Genomic DNA, 17,106 nt, shown 5'->3' with positions numbered 1-17,106 from the left:
GCACAAGAGGACCTGAATGACCCTTGCCCCCTATCGCCGCGCCCTGCTGGCGGCCTGCGGCCTGACCCTCCTGCTGGCCACCGCCGCTCCGGCCCAGACGCCGGAGAAGGCCGGCCCGCTCCGGGTGGTCACGACCTTCACCATCCTTCAGGACATGGCCCAGGCCGTGGCGGGCGAGGCGGCCGTGGTGGACTCCATCACCCGCCCCGGCGCCGAGATCCATGACTATGAGCCGACGCCGCAGGACGTGGTGAAGGCGCAGAAGGCCGATCTGGTGCTGTGGAACGGCCTGGGCCTGGAACGCTGGTTCGAGCGCTTCTTCCAGCGCCTGGACGGTGTCCCTTCCGCCACCCTCAGCGAAGGCGTCGCGCCCATCGCCATCACCGAGGGGCCCTATCGCGGCCGCCCCAACCCGCATGCCTGGATGTCGCCGGCCAATGCGGCGATCTATGTCGAGAACATCCGCAAGGCCCTGTCGGCGGCCGATCCGGCCCGGGCCGCGACCTATGCCGCCAATGCCGCCCGGTACACCGCTGAGATCCGCGCCCTCGACGCGCCGATCCGCGAGCGCTTGGCGCGGATCCCCGAGCCGCAGCGCTGGCTGGTCAGCTGCGAGGGCGCCTTCTCCTACCTGGCGCGCGACTATGGCCTCCGGGAACTCTATCTCTGGCCGATCAACGCCGAGGAGGAGGGCACGCCCCGGCAGATCCGCCGGGCCGTGGACACCATCCGCCAGCACGCCATCCCGGCGCTGTTCTGCGAAAGCACGGTCAGCGACCGCGCCATGCGGCAGGTGGCGCGGGAGGCCGGCTCGCGCTTCGCCGGGACGCTGCACGTGGACAGCCTGACCGATGCGGGCGGCGAGGCGCCGACCTATCTGCGGCTGCTGGACTTCAACGCCAATGCCATCCTGGCCGGCTTCCGTGAGTGAGGCGCCGGCGGCCGGCCTCTGGCGGCGCCTTGGCCAGGCCCTGTCGGGCCGCCGCGCCGCGCCGGGCGGGCCGCCGGGCCTTGTCGACCTGGTCGTGGAGGGGCTCGACGTGGCCTACGCCAATGGCCATGTGGCGCTGCGCGCGGCCGATCTGCGGCTGCGGCGGCCCACCATCTGCGGCCTGCTCGGCGTCAACGGCGCGGGCAAGTCCACGCTCTTCAAGGCCATCATGGGCATGGTGACGCCGGCGGCCGGCTCGGTCCGCATCGGCGGGCTGGCGGTGCGGGAGGCGCAGCGCCGCAACTGGGTCGCCTACGTGCCGCAGAACGAGGAGGTGGACTGGTCCTTCCCCGTCTCGGTGCGGGATGTCGTCATGATGGGTCGCTACGGCTACATGAGCCGCCTCCGCATCCCCGCCGCCGCCGATCGCGCGGCGGTGCGCGCGGCGCTGGAGCGCGTCGGCATGGCGGATTTCGCCGGGCGGCAGATCGGCCAGCTTTCCGGCGGCCAGAAGAAGCGGGTCTTCCTGGCCCGCGCCCTGGCGCAGGACGGGCGGCTGATCCTGCTCGACGAGCCCTTCGGCGGGGTGGATGTCACCACGCAGGAGCAGATCATGGCCCTGCTGCGGGAGTTGCGGGAGGAGGGACGGATCATTCTGGTCTCCACCCATGACCTCGCCAGCGTGCCGCAGCTCTGTGACGAGGTGGCGCTGATCAAGGGCACCGTGCTGGCCGCCGGCCCGACCGGGGCGGTCTTCACCCGGGCCAATCTGGCGAGGGCCTTCGGCGCCGGCACGGCCGCGGGGACCGGCGGCGGCGCGGTGACGCTGCTGGCCGAGCCGGAGGGCGGCACGCTGGTGCTCGGCGAGGGGGGCGAGATCCTCGGCCGGCTGCAGCCCGTCGAGGCCCCGCTGGATGTCCCGGCGCATGGCTGAGGCGCTGCTGGTTCCCTTCGACTACGAGTACATGCGCAACGCCATGCTGGTCAGCGCGCTGGTCGGGCTGGTCTGCGGCCTGCTCTCCTGCTTCGTGGCGCTCAAGGGCTGGTCGCTGCTGGGCGACGCGCTGTCCCACGCCGTGGTGCCCGGCGTCGCGCTAGCCTGGATCCTCGGCCTGCCCTTCGCCCTCGGGGCCTTCGCCTCCGGCCTGCTGGCGGCGTGGTGCATGGGCTTCATCCGCCGCAACAGCCGCATCCGCGAGGATGCCGCCATCGGCATCGTCTTCACCGCATTCTTCGGCGCCGGGCTGGTGCTGCTGACGCTCTGGCCGAGCAACATCCGGCTGCAGACCATCATCTTCGGCAACGTGCTCGGCATCGACCCGGCCGACCTGACGCAGATGCTGCTGGTCACCCTCGGGGTGCTGCTGGTCCTGGCGCTGCGCGGGCGCGACCTGGTGCTCTGGGCCTTCGACCCGGTGCAGGCCCGGGCGATCGGGCTCGACACGCGGCTTCTGCAGGTGCTGCTGCTGGGCTCGGTCGCCGCGGTGGCCGTGGCGGCGATGGTGGCGGTCGGCGCGGTGCTGGTCATCGCCATGCTGGTCGCGCCCGGCGCCACGGCCTATCTGCTGACCGACCGCTTCGGCCGCATGCTGGCCCTGGCCGGCGGGATGGGCGCCGGCACCGCCTTCCTCGGCGCCTATGCCAGCTATTTCCTGGATGGCTCGACGGGCGGGCTGATCGTCAGCCTGCAGGCGCTGCTCTTCCTGCTGACGCTGCTCCTGGCGCCGCGCCACGGCCTGCTGGCCGGGCGCCGGGCGCGGCGGGCGGCCCTGGCGGAGGGTGGCGGGTGATGGACCTCCTGACCGCGCCCTTCGCGCACGGCTTCATGCTGGAGGCGCTCGGCATCGGCCTGCTGGTCGGCACCGCCTGCGCCCTGCTCTCCTGCTACATCGTGCTGAAAGGCTGGTCGCTGCTGGGCGACGCCGTCGCGCATGCCGTGCTGCCGGGCGTCGTCCTCGCCTCGGCCGCCGGCCTGCCCCTGGCGCTCGGCGCCTTCGCCGCCGGCATGGCCTGCGCGCTGGGCGCGGGCTTCGTGCAGTCGCACAGCCGGGTGAAGGAGGACACGGCGCTCGGCGTGGTCTTCACTGGCATGTTCGCGGCCGGGCTGGTGCTGCTCGCCTTCCTGACCACCGAGGCGCATGTCACGCACATCCTCTTCGGCAACATCCTGGGCATCGAGGCGGAGGACTTCTGGCAGACCCTGCTGGTGGGCGGCGCGACGCTGCTGCTGCTGGCCTTCAAGGGGCGGGACCTGATCCTCTTCTGCTTCGATGCCGGCCATGCCCGCAGCATCGGGCTGAACACCACGGCGCTGCGCTATCTCTTCCTGGCCCTGCTCTCGGCCGCGGTCGTGGCCGGGGTGCAGGCGGTGGGTGTGATCCTGGTGGTGGCGCTGCTGATCACGCCGGGCTGCATCGGCTATCTCCTGGCCGACCGGTTCGGCCGCATGGCGGCGATCAGCGTGGCCGCCGCGGCGGTCTCGGTCCTGGGCGGGTTGGCGGCCAGCTTCCATGTCAACGTCTCGCCGGCCGGCGCCATCGTCTGCCTGCTCTCGCTGCTCTTCGCCGTGGCGCTGCTGCTGGCGCCCCGGCACGGGCTGCTCGCCGCCCGCCGGGCGCGGCGCCGCGCCGCCGCGGTGCCGCGCTAGGCGGGGCGCTATCCCGCCGCCGTCTCGCCCGGAAGCCCGCCCGGCACCACCTCCGCCAGGCCGAAGGCGGTGCCGGCGCCGGTCGCCATCGCCCGCCGGGTCGGTGCGAAGGAGCCGAGATCGACCACCACGGCGGCCTTGAGCCGTTCGGGGACGCGGTAGGGCCTGGGTTCCGCTTCCGGGTGAGGATCCGGGATCGGCGAAGAACCGCTGTGCGAACCTCTGCTCTTCATGTCCGGCCCGAAGACAAAGAAAAACGGCCCGCGGCAGGGCCGGGGCCGTCGGTCGGGGCTGCAGGCCGCCTGCCTCAGCGGGGGCCGGCCTCCTCCTCGTTCCGGGTTCGGGGTGTGAGGCTCAGCGCCTGCTCCAACCGGGGCAGCATCCGCTGCAGGCCCGCCAGGCGGTGGCTGGCGGAGGGCACGGCCTCGCCGCCCAGGGTACGCGCGATATGGTCGCGGCGAGCCTGCAGGGCGCTGCTCTTCAGCACGCGAAGATTGTCATTCATGCTCATGGAATTCCTCCGTCCCTTGTTCTTGTCCACGGAAGATGTGCCGCCCGCCGGAGCCGGGCAAGGGCCAGCGGGGGCAGTTCAGACCTGCGCCTGATTCAGGCTGCGGCGGATGACGTCGGTGGTCTCGGCGAGAAAGCGCCGCGCGGTCCGTGGCAGTTCGGTGCGGCCGGACCAGAAGGCGTAGGCGATGGAGGGAATGGCCGGCTCGAAGGGCCGGACCGCCAGTTCGCGGGGTGCCCGGCGGGGCGAGAAGGGGTCCACCACCGAGGCGCCGAGCCCGGCCGCGGCCAGGGCGCAGGCGGTGTCGGCATAGCGGACCTCGGCGCGGAAGAGAAAGGGCTGTCGCGCCTCCAGGAAGGCCTGCCGCACCGCCGCCCCCATGCGGCGCCCGGCCTCCAGCGCGATGAAGGGATGCGCGGCCAGATCCGCCGGCCGCACCACCGGCAGCGCCGCCAGGGGATGCTCGGGGCGGCAGACGCAGACCATGCGGTCCTCCAGCAGCGGCTGCGCCGTCAGCCCCGGCCGGTGCTCTAGGCTCAGGCCGAAGCCGAGATCCGTGGCGCCGGCCTCGATCTGCCGCTGGATCTCGTCGAGATCGCGGACATCGAAGAAGATCCGCACCCGCGGATTGTGCCGCAGGAAGAGATCGAGCGCGCGGGGCAGGGCGTGGTGCCCGAGCGGGGGCGTGCTGAGAATGCGCAGCCGGGTGATGGTGTCGTCGCGCAGGTCCTGCAGCTTCTGCTCCAGGGCCGTGTGGATGGTGAAGAGCGGCTCCGCCTCCTGCTGCAGCATGCGCGCGGCCTCGGTGGGAAAGAGGCGGTTGTTGACGCGCTCGAACAGGGCGAAGCCAAGCTGCGATTCCATCTGCTTCAGGGCCGCGCTGACGGCGGGCTGCGACATGCCGAGAACCCGCGCCGCGGCCATGGTGGTCTGGAAGCGGAGGACGGCGCGCAGGATCTCCAGTTGCCGCAGGGTCATCCCGAGCAGCTATAGGCGGTTTCCCGGCCCCCAGGGAGCCCCCCAGGGAGCCCCCCAGGGAAACCGCGCAGGGGGAGGGAGCCGGGATGCAGGTCAGGCCCTCAGGCGCTGGCCTGATCCAGCCGTGCGATATCCTCCGGCCGCAGGGTCAGCGAGACGGCCCTGACCAGGCTTTCCAGCTGGGTCCGGCTGGTGGCGCTGGCGATCGGCGCCGTCACGCCCTCGCGCGCGATGAGCCAGGCGAGCGCCACCTCGGCCGGCCTGGCGCCGTGCCGCTCCGCCACCTCGTCCAGGGCCGCCAGGATGGCGAGGCCGCGAGGGTTCAGATACTTGGCGATGCCCTGGCCGCGCTGGCTCTGCCCGAGATCCGCCTCCGAGCGGTACTTGCCGGACAGGAAGCCGGAGGCGAGGCTGTAATAGGTGATGACCCCCAGGCCCTCGCGCAGCGCGAGGTCACGCAGCGGGCCGTCGAAGCCCTCGCGATCGTAGAGGTTGTACTGCGGCTGCAGCGTCTCGTAGCGCGGCAGGCCCTTGTCGCGCGCCGTGGCCAGGGCCTCGGCGAGCTGCCCGGCATCGAGGTTGGAGCAGCCGATGGCGCGCACCTTGCCTTGCCGCAGCAGCGTGTCATAGGCGCCGAGCGTCTCCTCATAGGGGGTGCGCGGGTCCGGCCAATGGGACTGGTAGAGGTCGATCCGGTCGGTGTTGAGCCGGCGCAGCGAATCCTCCACCGCCTTGATGATCCAGCCGCGCGACAGGTCGCGGTGGCCCTGCCCCATGTCGGAGCCGACCTTGGTGAGCAGCAGCACCTTGTCGCGCTTGCCGGGATTGGCTCGCAGCCAGTTGCCGATGATGGTCTCGGACTCGCCGCCGCGGTTGCCGGGCGCCCAGGCGGAATAGACATCGGCCGTGTCGATGGCGTTCAGCCCGGCATCGACGAAGCCATCCAGCAACCCGAAGGAGGTCTTCTCGTCTACGGTCCAGCCGAAGACATTGCCGCCGAAGACGAGGGGGGCGATGTCGAGGCCGCTGCGGCCCAGCGCGCGTTTCTGCATGTCCATTCTCCACAGCTCGGCGGAGGAGCCTCCGCCAGACCCTGCGGCATGTGGGACGGCGGGCCGGCAAGTCCAGGCTGCGGCGGGGCCGTCGGCCGCGCCGGGCGGCCCAAGGGCAACCGAACGGACGATCAACGGGACGATATCGTGCTACCTCAGAAAACACCTTCCCTGGCCGTGCAAGGAGTGGAAGCATGGCGCCGCACCGGGCCACGGCGCCCAGGAGGGGAGACAAGAATGACCGACCGGAAGCCGGAAACCCGGCACCCCGAGACCCTGGCCCTGCATGCGGGCTGGTGGCGGGACGAGGCCACCAAATCCGTGGCCGTGCCGATCTATCAGACCACCTCCTACCAGTTCGACGATGCCGGCCAGGCGGCGCGGCTCTTCGCCCTGCAGGAGCTGGGCAATATCTACACCCGCATCGGCAATCCGACGACCGACGTGCTGGAGCAGCGGGTCGCGGCGCTGGAAGGGGGCGTGGCGGCGCTGGCCCTGGCCTCCGGCCAGGCGGCCTCGGCGCTCTCGGTGCAGAACCTGGCCAGGGCCGGGGACAATATCGTCGCCTCCACCGATCTCTATGGCGGCACCTGGAACCTCTTCGCCAACACGCTGAAGGACCAGGGCATCGAGGTCCGCTTCGTCGATCCCGCCGATCCGGAGGGCTTCCACCGCGCGACGGACGACCGCACGCGTGCCTATTACGCCGAGGCCCTGCCCAATCCGAAGCTGGAGGTCTTCCCCATCGCCGAGGTCGCGGCCATCGGCCGGCCGCTCGGCATTCCGCTGATCGTGGACAACACCGCCGCGCCGCTGCTGATCCGCCCCTTCGAGCATGGCGCGGCGGTGGTGGTGCATTCGCTGACCAAGTTCATCGGCGGGCACGGCAGCAGCATCGGCGGCATCATCGTCGATGGCGGCAATTTCGACTGGGCGGCGCACCCGGCGCGGCAGCCGGCGCTGCACCGGCCCGACCCCTCCTATCACGGCGCGCAATGGGTGGAGGCGGCCAGGCCGCTCGGCCCCATCGCCTATATCCTGAAGGCGCGCACCACCCTGCTGCGCGATCTCGGCCCGGCGCTCAGCCCCTTCAACGCCTTCCTGATCCTGCAGGGCATCGAGACCCTGCCCCTGCGCATCCGCGAGCACAGCCGCAATGCCAGCCTGGTGGCGGAGTTCCTGGCCGGGCGGCCGGAGGTGACGCGGGTGATCCATCCGGCGCATCACAAGGGTGTGGCGGCGGCGCGCACCGAGGCCTATCTCCGGCGCGGCCATGGCGGGCTGCTGGGCTTCGAGCTGGCCGGCGGAGCGGAGGCCGGGCGGCGCTTCATCGACGCGCTGCGCCTGTTCCACCATGTGGCCAATATCGGCGATGCCCGCAGCCTCGCCATCCATCCGGCCAGCACCACGCATTCGCAGCTCTCCGAGGCCGAGCAGCGGGCGACGGGCGTGACGCCGGGCTATGTGCGCCTCTCGGTCGGGCTGGAGCATCCGGACGATATCCTGGGCGACCTGCGCCAGGCGCTGGAGGCGGCCGGGCGGGGGTGAGGGCACGCGCCCCGCTTCAGGCGTGTTCCGGCGGGGCGTGTTCCGGCGGGGCCGTGACCGGCGCCTCCAGCCGCGCGCGCAGTTCCGCCTCCCGCCGCCGCGCCTGGATCAGGTGCCGCTCGCGCACCGGCCCATAGCCCCGGATAAGCTGCGGGATGGCGGCCAGCTCCACCGCCACGGCATGGCAGGCCGGGTTCAACCGGGCGCAGAGCCCGGCGATGGTGGCCTCGTATTCCCGGATCAGCGTCCGGTCGCGGCGGCGCTCGGCCGTGTGCCCGAAGGGGTCGAGCCAGCCTCCGCGCAGCCGGCGGGCGCGCGCCAGCCCCCGCAGCACGGGCAGGATCCAGGGGCCGAAGGCGCGCTTGCGTGGCTCGCCCGTGCGCGGATCGCGCCGGGAGAGCAGGGGCGGGGCGAGATGGAAGACCGGCCGCGCCTCGCCCTCGAAGCCCTCCCACACCCGTTCGAGGAAGCCCTCCGCCGTGTGCAGGCGGGCCACCTCGTATTCGTCCTTGTAGGCCATGAGTTTGTAGAGGTTGCGCGCCACGGCCTCGGCGAAGCCGCCGAGCCCCGGGGCGCGTTCCGCCTCCGCGCAGCGCGCCCGCTCCACCAGGGCGGCGTAGCGCGCGGCATAGGCGGCATCCTGATAGGCGGTGAGGTCGGCGACGCGGCGGGCCACGATCTCCTCCAGGCCCCGCTCCAGGGCCGGCGGGGCGGCGGCGGGGCCGGCCGCCTGCCGGACGGCGGCCAGGTCCAGCGCGGCGCGGCGACCCCAGGCGAAGGCGGCGAGGTTCATCTCCACCGCCGCGCCATTCATGCGGATGGCCTGGCGCAGCGCCTCCCCGCCCACCGGCAGCAGGCCCTGCTGCCAGGCATAGCCGAGCAGGAAGAGGTTGGTGGCGATGGCCTCGCCGAGCAGGCCGGTGGCCAGGGGCGTCGCCGCCAGGAAGCTGGCGCCGCCCGGGCCGCAGGCGGCGGCGATGCGCCGCTCCATCTCGGCGGCGGGCAGGCGCGGGTCGGGCTGGCCGGCGGCGTCGCCGCTGCGCGCCTGGGCGGCGAAGCCGCGCACCATGTCGCTGGTCGCCTGCTCATGCGCGTTGACCACGGCGCGGGTGTGGCCCGGCCGCATCTTCAGCAGGCTGTCCGGCGCTGCGGTCACCACCAGATCGCAGCCCAGCACCAGCCGCGCCTCGCCGGCGGCGATGCGGGAGGCATGCAGCTGCTCCTGCCGCGCGGCCAGGCGCAGGTGCGACCAGACCGGCCCGCCCTTCTGCGCCAGCCCGGCCATGTCGAGCGCCGTCGCGGCCTTGCCCTCCAGCGCGGCCGCCGTGCCGATCAGCGCGCCGATGGTGATGACGCCGGTGCCGCCGATGCCGGTGACAAGGATGCCATAGGGCCGGTCCAGGGACGGCAGGGCGGGCTCGGGCAGCCCGGCATCGGGCGCCTGGAGCGCGGCGGGGCGCGGCCGGGGCCGGCCGCCCTCGATGGTGACGAAGCTCGGGCAGAAGCCCTCCAGGCAGGAGAAGTCCTTGTTGCAGGCCGACTGGTCGATGGCCCGCTTGCGGCCGAACTCGGTCTCCACCGGCACCACGGCGAGGCAGTTGGACTTGGCGCTGCAATCGCCACAGCCTTCGCAGACGCGGTCGTTGATGAAGACGCGCCGCGCCGGGTTGGGCAGCAGGCCGCGCTTGCGGCGGCGGCGCTTCTCGGCCGCGCAGGTCTGGTCGAAGATCAGCACCGTGGTGCCCGGGGTCTCGCGCAGCTCGCGCTGCACCCGGTCCAGCTCCCGCCGGTGCAGGACGGGGATGCCGGCCGGCAGGTCCGAGCCGGCATGGCGCTCCGGCTGCTCGGCCAGCACGACGACGCGCGCCACCCCTTCCGCCACCACCTGCCGGGCGATCCGCGCCACGCTGGGCTGGCCCTCGACAGGCTGGCCGCCGGTCATCGCCACGGCGTCGTTGTAGAGGATCTTGTAGGTGATGTTGACGCGGGCGGCGACCGCCTGGCGGATCGCCAGGATGCCGGAATGCGCATAGGTCCCGTCGCCCAGATTGGCGAAGACATGCCGCGTCCCGGTGAAGGGCGCCTGTCCGATCCAGGCCACGCCCTCGCCGCCCATCTGGCTGAAGGTCTGGGTCTGCTCGGGGTTCATCCAGAGCGCCATGTAGTGGCAGCCGATGCCGGCCAGAGCGCGGCTGCCCTCGGGCACACGGGTCGAGCTGTTGTGCGGGCAGCCGGGGCAGTAATGCGGCAGGCGCTGCGCCGCCGCGGCGGGGGGCGGGGCGTCCTGCGCCTCCAGCCGCGCCAGCGCCGCGCGCAGCCCGGCATCCTCGCGCATCCGCAGCAGGCGGCGGGCGATGACGCGGGCGACGAGCCCGGCGGAAAGCTCGCCGGCGGCGGGGAGCTGCCAGTCATGCACCGGCAGGTCCCATTCGCCCTGGTCGTCGAACTTGCCGACGACGCGCGGCCGCACGTCCTGCCGCCAGTTGTAGAGCTGCTCCTTGAGCTGATACTCGATGAGCTGGCGCTTCTCCTCGACGACCAGGATCTCCTCCAGCCCCTCGGCGAAATGCCGCGTCCCCTCGGCATCGAGCGGCCAGGGCATGCCGACCTTGAACAGGCGGATGCCGGCCGCGGCGGCCGCGCTGTCATCGAGGCCCAGCAGCTCCAGCGCCTGGCGCACGTCGAGGTAGGACTTGCCGGTGCTGGCGATGCCGAGACGGGCGCGGGGGCTGTCGAGCACCACGCGGTTCAGCCCGTTCAGCCGGGCATAGGCCATGGCGGCATAGGCCTTGTAGCGCTGCAGCCGCATCTCCTGCGCCATCGGCGTGTCGGGCCAGCGGATGTTGAGCCCGTCCGGCGGCAGGGCGAAGTCGCCGGGGATCAGCGTCTCGACCGCCATCGGGTCGAGGCGCACGGCGGCCGAGGTCTCGACCGTATCGGCCACCGCCTTCATCGCCACCCAGCAGCCCGACCAGCGCGACATGGCCCAGCCATGCAGGCCGAACTCGATCAGCTCCTGCACGCCCGAGGGGTTCAGCACCGGGATCATGGCCGCGGCGAAGATATGGTCGCTCTGATGCGGCAGGGTCGAGGACTTCGCGCCGTGATCGTCGCCGACCACCGCCAGCACGCCGCCATGGCGCGCCGTGCCGGCGGCGTTGGCGTGCTTGAACACGTCCATGCTGCGGTCGGCGCCCGGCCCCTTGCCGTACCAGAGGGCGAAGACACCGTCATGCCGCGCGTCCGGAAAGAGCCCGACCTGCTGCGACCCCCAGACGGCGGTGGCCGCGAGATCCTCGTTCAGGCCGGGCTGGAAGGTGATCCGCTCGGCCGCCAGGGCCTCGGCCTCCTTCCAGAGCGCCTGATCCAGCCCGCCGAGGGGCGAGCCGCGATAGCCGGAGACGAAGCCGGCCGTGTTCAGCCCGGCGGCGGCATCGCGCCGCCGCTGCAGCAGCGGCAGGCGGGCCAGGGCCTGGATTCCGGGGAGGTAGAGCAGCGGCGTGGCCTCGGCCCGCCGCAGGGGCATGTCGGGCATTCGTCGGACCTTCCCTGTCGGCCGCCGGAAGGCAAGGCTGGCGGCGGGGCCGGAGGGTCTGTCGCCCCGCCTGGCCTATGCCGCAGCATAACGGGGCGGCGGCGGAAGAGGCTTCCGAAACCATACGGGAACCACCCCGGCAGGGGAATCATCCCCCGAAGGAGGGCGTATCCTCGGAATGATCGTCCGATATTGCGTTGCAACACGGAAAATCCTGCTGCCATACGCCAGCACGGTCGATCTGGAACGGCCGTCGCGCTGCGGCGTTGAATCGAGCGGACGCCCGGTGTCCCGCCGGGTGGAAGGAGCATCATGGCCAACAATCCCCGCTACAACACGGCCCGGCCGGACAATGTCGGCCCGCACGACCCGAACGAGGACCAGACCGACCCCAAGGCGCCGAAGCGGCGCCCGGAAGAGGCCTACAAGAACGAGACCGAAGGTCAGGCGGCCGCGGTCATCCCCCCCAAGGGCAAATCCGGCGACTGAGGGGCGGCTCAGGCCACGCCGCTGCGCAGCAGGTCATGCAGGTGGATGATGCCGGCCGGCCTGTCGCCTTCCATGACGAAAAGGCTGGTGATCCGCAGCCGGTTCATCAGTGCCAGCGCCTCCTGCGCCAGCAGGTCGGGCGCCACGGTGCGGGGGCTGGGCGTCATCACCTCCCGCACCGGGCGGTCCACGAAGGCGGCCTCGAAGGCGCGGCGGACGTCGCCATCGGTCACCACGCCGATCAGGCGGCCGGCCTTGTCCACCACGCCGGTGATGCCGAAGCGCTTGCCGGTCATCTCGACGATGGCCTGGGAGAGGCTGGCATCGTCCGGCACCAGCGGCACGCTGCTGCCGCCATGCATCATGTCGCGCAGCTTGCGAAGCTGCGAGCCCAGCTTGCCGCCCGGATGGAACTGGCGGAAATCCGTCGCGGTGAAGCCGCGCAGCGACAGCAGGGCCACGGCCAGGGCGTCGCCGATCGCCATCTGCATGGTGGTGGAGGTGGTCGGCGCCAGGCCGTTGGGGCAGGCCTCCGGCATCACCGGCAGGATCAGCGCCACATCCGCCGCGCTGCCCAGCGCGCTGTGGGCGGAGGAGGTGATGGCGATGAGCTTCACCCCGAAGCGGCGCGTGTAGGCGACGATATCCGACAGCTCCGGCGCCTCGCCCGACCAGGACAGGGCGATCACCACATCCTCGTTGCGGATGATGCCGAGATCGCCGTGGCTCGCCTCGCCCGGGTGCACGAAATAGGCCGGCGTGCCGGTGGAGGCGAGGGTGGCGGCGATCTTGCGCCCGACATGGCCGGACTTGCCCATGCCGGTCAGGACGACGCGGCCCTCGGCAGCCAGGATCAGCCGGGTGGCCTCGTCCAGCCGGCTGCCCAGCGCCGCCGCCCCTTCCTGGCCGAGCGCGGCGCGCAGCGCGGCGAGCCCCTCGATCTCCAGCTCCACGGTGCGGCGGGCCGCCGAGAGGGCGGTTCCGGCGGCGGGGGTGGCCAGGGTCATCCTGTCGCGGTCCTCATGCAGGGGCGGGGCCGGCTGCCATAGCAGAAATGCCGACAGTGGGTACAGACGGGGAGGGCGGAGCTGGCATGTTGCCTGGCGATGAGAATGACACTAAGAATCATTCTCATAATTTCCAGGCAAGGAGTCCTCGCCCATGGCGCTGCTGGAGGTCAGGGATCTCACCGTCCGCTTCGACACCGGGGAAGGCACCGTCCATGCGGTGAATGGCGTCAGCTACGACCTGGAGGCGGGCGAGACCCTCGGCGTCGTCGGCGAGAGCGGCAGCGGCAAGAGCGTGCATGTCCTGGCCATGCTGGGCCTCATCCCGAAGCCTCCCGGCCGCATCGCCGGCGGCAGCGTGCGCTTCGACGGGCGCGAGCTGCTGACCCTCTCGGAGCGCGAGCTGCGCAAGCTGCGCGGGCGCGAGATCGGCATCATCTTCCAGGACCCGATGACCTCGCTGAACCCGGTGCTGACCGTGGGCACGCAGATCACCGAGGCGCTGGTGACGCACGGGCTGATGTCCCGGCGTCAGGCCCTGGAACGCGCCGTCGCGCTGCTCGACCTGGTCGGCATCCCCGAGCCGCGCAAGCGCGTGACGCAGTATCCGCACCAGTTCTCGGGCGGCATGCGGCAGCGCGCCATGATCGCCATCGGCATCGCCTGCGAGCCCAAGCTGCTGATCGCCGATGAGCCGACCACCGCGCTCGACGTGACGGTGCAGGGCCAGGTGCTCGACCTGATGCGCGACCTGAAGAAGAAGCTCGGCATGGCGATGATCTGGATCACGCACGACATGGGCGTGGTCGCCGGCATCGCCGACACGGTGCAGGTCATGTATGGCGGCCGCGTGCAGGAGCGCGGCCCGGTCCGCGCCGTCTTCAACGACACGCGCAGCGCCTATACCTGGGGCCTGCTGCGCTCCCTGCCCGACCACGAGATGCCGATCGCGGCCGAGGGCGAGCGCGTCGCCGTGGTGGCGACGGAACGCCAGCGCCTCTACCAGATCCCCGGCCAGCCGCCGGATCTCTTCCAGCCGCCGGTGGGCGATCCCTTCGCGCCACGCAACCCCTTCGCGACCGAGCGCTGCCTGACCGAGGTGCCCCCGCTGGTGCAGGCGCCGGGCGCGGTGCCCGGCCATCTCGTCGCCGCCTGGTACGACCTCCGCGCCCAACGGGAGAAGGCCGCATGAACGCGATTGCCCCCAAGCCGATCCTGGCGGTCGAGGGCCTGACCCGGCACTTCGACACCGCGCACAACCTCTGGGGCCGCCCGACCCACACGGTGAAGGCGGTGGACGGCATCAGCTTCACCGTGGCGCCGGGCGAGACGCTGGGCCTGGTCGGCGAATCCGGCTCGGGCAAGAGCACGACCGGCCGCCTGGTGCTGCGGCTGGAGAAGCCCACCGCCGGCCGTATCGTCTTCGAGGGCGAGGACATCACCGGCCTGAAGACGCACCAGCTCATCAAGGTGCGCAAGAAGCTGCAGGTGGTGTTCCAGGACCCCTACTCCTCGCTCAATCCGCGCATGCGGGTGGGAGAGAGCGTCGGCGAGCCCCTGCGCGTGCATGGGGTGGTGCGGGGCGGCGCCGAGCAGCGCGACCGTGTGGCGGAGCTCTTCCGGCGTGTCGGCCTCGACCCGCGCTTCATGGACCGCTTCCCCCACCAGTTCTCCGGCGGTCAGCGGCAGCGCATCGGCATCGCCCGCGCCATCGCGCTCGGCCCGAAGCTGATCGTGGCGGACGAGCCGATCACCGCGCTCGACGTCTCGATCCAGGCGCAGATCATCAACCTCTTCCTCGATCTGCAGGAGGAGATGGGCATGGCCTATCTGTTCATCGCCCATGACCTCGGCATGGTGCGCTATCTCTGCCACCGGGTGGCGGTGATGCTGCGCGGCCGCATCGTCGAGATGGGACCGACCGCCGAGGTCTTCGCCAACCCGACCCATCCCTATACCCGTGCCCTGATCTCGGCGGCGCCGATCCCGGACCCGGACCGCGAGGCGGCCCGCCGGCGCCTGCCCTACGAGCCTTCGCCGCCGCCCCCCGAGGCGGAGCTCCGCGAGGTGTCGGCGGGGCATTTCGCCCTGGTGTGAGGCGGGCGGGCGGCCGGAGAGAGGATGACCTTTCTCCGGCCCGCCCGGCCATCAGGCGTCGGCGCGGATATTCGCCGCCCGCGCCACCTCGCCCCAGCGCTTGTGGTCGGCCTTCACGCGGGCATCGAACTCCGCCGCCGTGCCGCCGCCCGGCTCGTCGCCCTGGCCGGTGATGCGCTCCCGCACCGTGGCGTCCTGCAGCGCCGCGTTCATCGCCGCGTTGAGCCGCTGCACCACCTCGGGCGGCGTGCCCTTCGGCGCCGAGAGGCCGATCCAGCTGGTGATGATGAAGTCGTTCAGGCCCTGCTCGGCGGCGGTCGGGATATCCGGGAAGGCCGGCGCGCGCCGCTCCCCCGTCACCATCAGCCCGCGCACCTGCCCGGCCTTGACGAAGGGCGCCACGACCGAGGCGGCGTCGAAGAGGGCGCTGAAGCGGCCGGCGATGAAGTCCTGCATGGCCGGGCCGCTGCCGCGATAGGGCACGCTCTCCATCTGCGGATTGCCGATGCGGGTGCGGAACAGCTCCATCGCGCAGTGCGACATGCTTCCCGCCGCCGCCGTGCCGTAATCGACGCCCTTGGGCTGCGCCTTCACCCAGGCGGTGAAGTCCGCGACCGTCCTCGCCGGAACCGAGGGGTGCAGGCACAGGATCAGCGAGCTTTGCAGCGCCAGCCCCACCGAGACCAGCTCCAGCGGATCGATGGTCATGCCCGGGAAGGTGTGTGGGTTGATGGCCATGGAGCTCGAATTGGCCGCCAGGATCGTGTAGCCGTCCGGCCGCGCCCGCAGCACCGCCTCGGTGCCGATATTGCCGCCGGCGCCGCCCTTGTTGTCGATCACCACCGGCTGGCCGAGCGCCTGCGACATGCCCTGCTGGATGACGCGGGCGGCGAAGTCGGTCTGGCCGCCGGGCGGGAAGCCGACCACCAGCGTCACCGGCCGGGTCGGCCAGGACTGGGCCAGGGCCAGGTGCGGCATGGCGAGGCCACCGGCGGCGGCGCCGAGGCCGGCGGCGAGCAGCCCGCGGCGGCGGAGCGGGGGCAGGGCGTCGTTCTGGAACGTCATCCGTGGGTCTTTCCGGGTCCGTGGAGCCGCCCTCGCGGGAACGGGGGCGGGTGTGACGCCGGGATCGGGGCGGGGCGGCGGCATGGCACGGCGCGCCGCGCGGGGGCGGGCAGGGGACCGGCTTTCCTCCACGGACCGCCTCGGGCCCGGTCCGCTTGCTGCGGAACTGTTCTTGTCGCGGTATGGTTAGGGGGCGGGCGGGATGCTAGTAAAGCGCAATCATCGGCGACCGACATACCGAATCGGATATCCCTGCCATGGCCGCTTCCCCCGCCGGGGCGCCTCGCCCCCTGGCGCCGGACTGGTTCTCCCGCACCCGCCTCAAGCTGCGCCACCTGCAACTGCTCACCGCCCTGGACGAGGACCGCAACCTCAACCGCGCCGCCCGCCGCCTCGGCCTGACCCAGCCCGCCGCCTCGCGCCTGCTGGCGGAGATCGAGGCGATGATCGGCGCGCCGGTGGTCGAGCGCCGGCCGCGCGGGGTGGAGCCCAACGCGCTGGGCGAGGTGCTGCTGCGGCGCGCCCGCGCCGTGCTGGTCGAGCTGGAGGCGGCGGCGGCGGAGCTGAACGGCCTGCGCGGCGGCTCGGGCGGCACGGTGGCCATCGGCGCCGTCACCATGCCGGCGGTGGATGCGCTGGTGCGGCTGGTGGAGCAGGCACGGCGCGAGGCGCCCGGCATCCGGGTGAGCGCGGAGGTGGACACCAGCCCGGTCCTGGTCGAGCGGCTGCGCGCCGGCCGGCTGGACTTCATCCTGGCGCGCCTGCCCGCGGGGCAGGACGCGGCCGGGCTGGAGTATCGCGAGGTGGGGGAGGAGGAGATCTGCTTCCTGGTGCGGGAGGAGCATCCGCTGCTGGCGGGAGGCACCCCGGCCCTGGCCGATCTCCGGGCCTACCCCTGGGTGCTGGAACCGCGCGGCAGCCTGCTGCGCCAGCAGGTGGAGATGCTGTTCCTGCGCCACGGGCTCGAGCCGCCGGGCCAGGTGCTGAACACCGCCTCGGCCCTGGTCGCCCTGGCGGCGCTGGCGCGGGGCGATGCCATCGGTGCCGTCAGCACCTCGGTCGCGGCCATCTTCGGGCCGCGCGGGCGGTTCCGCCGCCTGCCCGCCCCGCGGGAGGCGCCCCGCCTGAGCGTGCCGCCCTATGGGTTGATTCGGCTGCGCGGCCACCGCCTCTCGCCGGCGGCGCACAGCCTCCACGCCATGGCGGAGGCTTTGCTCTTCGGAGACATACCGAAACCGGCATAGAT

Annotated in this window: 16 protein-coding genes; 9 read left to right on the top strand and 7 right to left on the bottom strand. The window is 72.3% G+C overall.

The genetic code is table 11. The features are described from left to right. Nucleotides 1-16: 16 nt before the first annotated feature. From ACVMLK_RS06140 to ACVMLK_RS06125, 4 genes are read left to right on the top strand one after another with little or no spacing between them, the layout of a single operon-like run. Nucleotides 17-931 carry a metal ABC transporter substrate-binding protein gene (locus ACVMLK_RS06140; RefSeq protein ID WP_457485890.1) on the top strand — a complete coding sequence of 305 codons (915 nt, stop codon included), beginning with the start codon at nt 17-19 and terminating at the stop codon, nt 929-931. After that, nucleotides 924-1,865, top strand: coding sequence for a metal ABC transporter ATP-binding protein (locus ACVMLK_RS06135; RefSeq protein ID WP_457485889.1), 942 nt, complete (start codon nt 924-926; stop codon nt 1,863-1,865). Before ACVMLK_RS06140 ends, ACVMLK_RS06135 begins: the two co-directional genes overlap by 8 nt. Beyond that, nucleotides 1,858-2,721: a metal ABC transporter permease gene (locus tag ACVMLK_RS06130; protein WP_198366729.1), complete on the top strand. Its 864-nt coding sequence runs from the start codon at nt 1,858-1,860 to the stop codon at nt 2,719-2,721. Before ACVMLK_RS06135 ends, ACVMLK_RS06130 begins: the two co-directional genes overlap by 8 nt. After that, nucleotides 2,721-3,578, top strand: coding sequence for a metal ABC transporter permease (locus ACVMLK_RS06125; RefSeq protein WP_198366728.1), 858 nt, complete (start codon nt 2,721-2,723; stop codon nt 3,576-3,578). Before ACVMLK_RS06130 ends, ACVMLK_RS06125 begins: the two co-directional genes overlap by 1 nt. Nucleotides 3,579-3,586: 8 nt before the next feature. On the opposite strand, the gene ACVMLK_RS06120 is transcribed toward ACVMLK_RS06125, so the two are convergent. From ACVMLK_RS06120 to ACVMLK_RS06105, 4 genes are all read right to left on the bottom strand, one after another. Then, entirely contained in the window at nt 3,587-3,811 is a 225-nt protein-coding gene (locus ACVMLK_RS06120; RefSeq protein ID WP_422924880.1) for a hypothetical protein, read from the bottom strand. A gap of 74 nt (nt 3,812-3,885) precedes the next feature. Further along, nucleotides 3,886-4,089, bottom strand: coding sequence for a hypothetical protein (locus ACVMLK_RS06115; RefSeq protein ID WP_198366727.1), 204 nt, complete (start codon nt 4,087-4,089; stop codon nt 3,886-3,888). A 78-nt stretch (nt 4,090-4,167) separates the two neighbouring features. Beyond that, nucleotides 4,168-5,067 carry a LysR family transcriptional regulator gene (locus ACVMLK_RS06110; RefSeq protein ID WP_198366726.1) on the bottom strand — a complete coding sequence of 300 codons (900 nt, stop codon included), beginning with the start codon at nt 5,065-5,067 and terminating at the stop codon, nt 4,168-4,170. A 101-nt stretch (nt 5,068-5,168) separates the two neighbouring features. Beyond that, complete coding sequence (locus ACVMLK_RS06105) at nt 5,169-6,119, bottom strand: aldo/keto reductase (RefSeq protein WP_457485888.1); 951 nt, start codon at nt 6,117-6,119, stop codon at nt 5,169-5,171. 237 nt (nt 6,120-6,356) lie between these two features. Here ACVMLK_RS06105 and ACVMLK_RS06100 point away from each other — a divergent pair, with 237 nt between their 5' ends. After that, nucleotides 6,357-7,667 (top strand): O-acetylhomoserine aminocarboxypropyltransferase/cysteine synthase family protein, encoded by a 1,311-nt coding sequence (locus ACVMLK_RS06100; RefSeq protein ID WP_422924874.1) that lies wholly within the window; start codon nt 6,357-6,359, stop codon nt 7,665-7,667. A 16-nt stretch (nt 7,668-7,683) separates the two neighbouring features. Here the strand turns inward: ACVMLK_RS06100 and ACVMLK_RS06095 are convergent, their stop codons facing one another. Beyond that, entirely contained in the window at nt 7,684-11,202 is a 3,519-nt protein-coding gene (locus tag ACVMLK_RS06095) for an indolepyruvate ferredoxin oxidoreductase family protein (RefSeq protein ID WP_457485887.1), read from the bottom strand. Nucleotides 11,203-11,514: 312 nt separating this feature from the next. Between ACVMLK_RS06095 and ACVMLK_RS06090 the strand changes: the two genes are divergently transcribed. Continuing rightward, nucleotides 11,515-11,691 carry a hypothetical protein gene (locus ACVMLK_RS06090; protein ID WP_198366722.1) on the top strand — a complete coding sequence of 59 codons (177 nt, stop codon included), beginning with the start codon at nt 11,515-11,517 and terminating at the stop codon, nt 11,689-11,691. A gap of 8 nt (nt 11,692-11,699) precedes the next feature. On the opposite strand, the gene ACVMLK_RS06085 is transcribed toward ACVMLK_RS06090, so the two are convergent. Next, nucleotides 11,700-12,698 (bottom strand): KpsF/GutQ family sugar-phosphate isomerase, encoded by a 999-nt coding sequence (locus tag ACVMLK_RS06085; RefSeq protein ID WP_198366721.1) that lies wholly within the window; start codon nt 12,696-12,698, stop codon nt 11,700-11,702. A 154-nt stretch (nt 12,699-12,852) separates the two neighbouring features. On the opposite strand from ACVMLK_RS06085, the gene ACVMLK_RS06080 reads away from it, so the two are divergent. Then, nucleotides 12,853-13,890 (top strand): ABC transporter ATP-binding protein, encoded by a 1,038-nt coding sequence (locus tag ACVMLK_RS06080; RefSeq protein ID WP_422925352.1) that lies wholly within the window; start codon nt 12,853-12,855, stop codon nt 13,888-13,890. Beyond that, nucleotides 13,887-14,795: an ABC transporter ATP-binding protein gene (locus ACVMLK_RS06075; protein WP_198366719.1), complete on the top strand. Its 909-nt coding sequence runs from the start codon at nt 13,887-13,889 to the stop codon at nt 14,793-14,795. The genes ACVMLK_RS06080 and ACVMLK_RS06075 overlap by 4 nt, the downstream gene beginning before the upstream one ends. Nucleotides 14,796-14,846: 51 nt before the next feature. Here ACVMLK_RS06075 and ACVMLK_RS06070 read toward each other — a convergent pair whose 3' ends face one another. After that, nucleotides 14,847-15,860 (bottom strand): Bug family tripartite tricarboxylate transporter substrate binding protein, encoded by a 1,014-nt coding sequence (locus ACVMLK_RS06070; RefSeq protein ID WP_198366718.1) that lies wholly within the window; start codon nt 15,858-15,860, stop codon nt 14,847-14,849. 257 nt (nt 15,861-16,117) lie between these two features. Here ACVMLK_RS06070 and ACVMLK_RS06065 point away from each other — a divergent pair, with 257 nt between their 5' ends. Continuing rightward, the gene (locus tag ACVMLK_RS06065) at nt 16,118-17,104 is read left to right on the top strand and encodes a LysR substrate-binding domain-containing protein (RefSeq protein ID WP_457485886.1); all 987 of its coding nucleotides are present in this window, start codon (nt 16,118-16,120) and stop codon (nt 17,102-17,104) included. Nucleotides 17,105-17,106 lie beyond the last annotated feature (2 nt).

The organism is Teichococcus aerofrigidensis (assembly GCF_054073225.1).
This window is presented reverse-complemented; position numbering and strand designations above follow the sequence as displayed.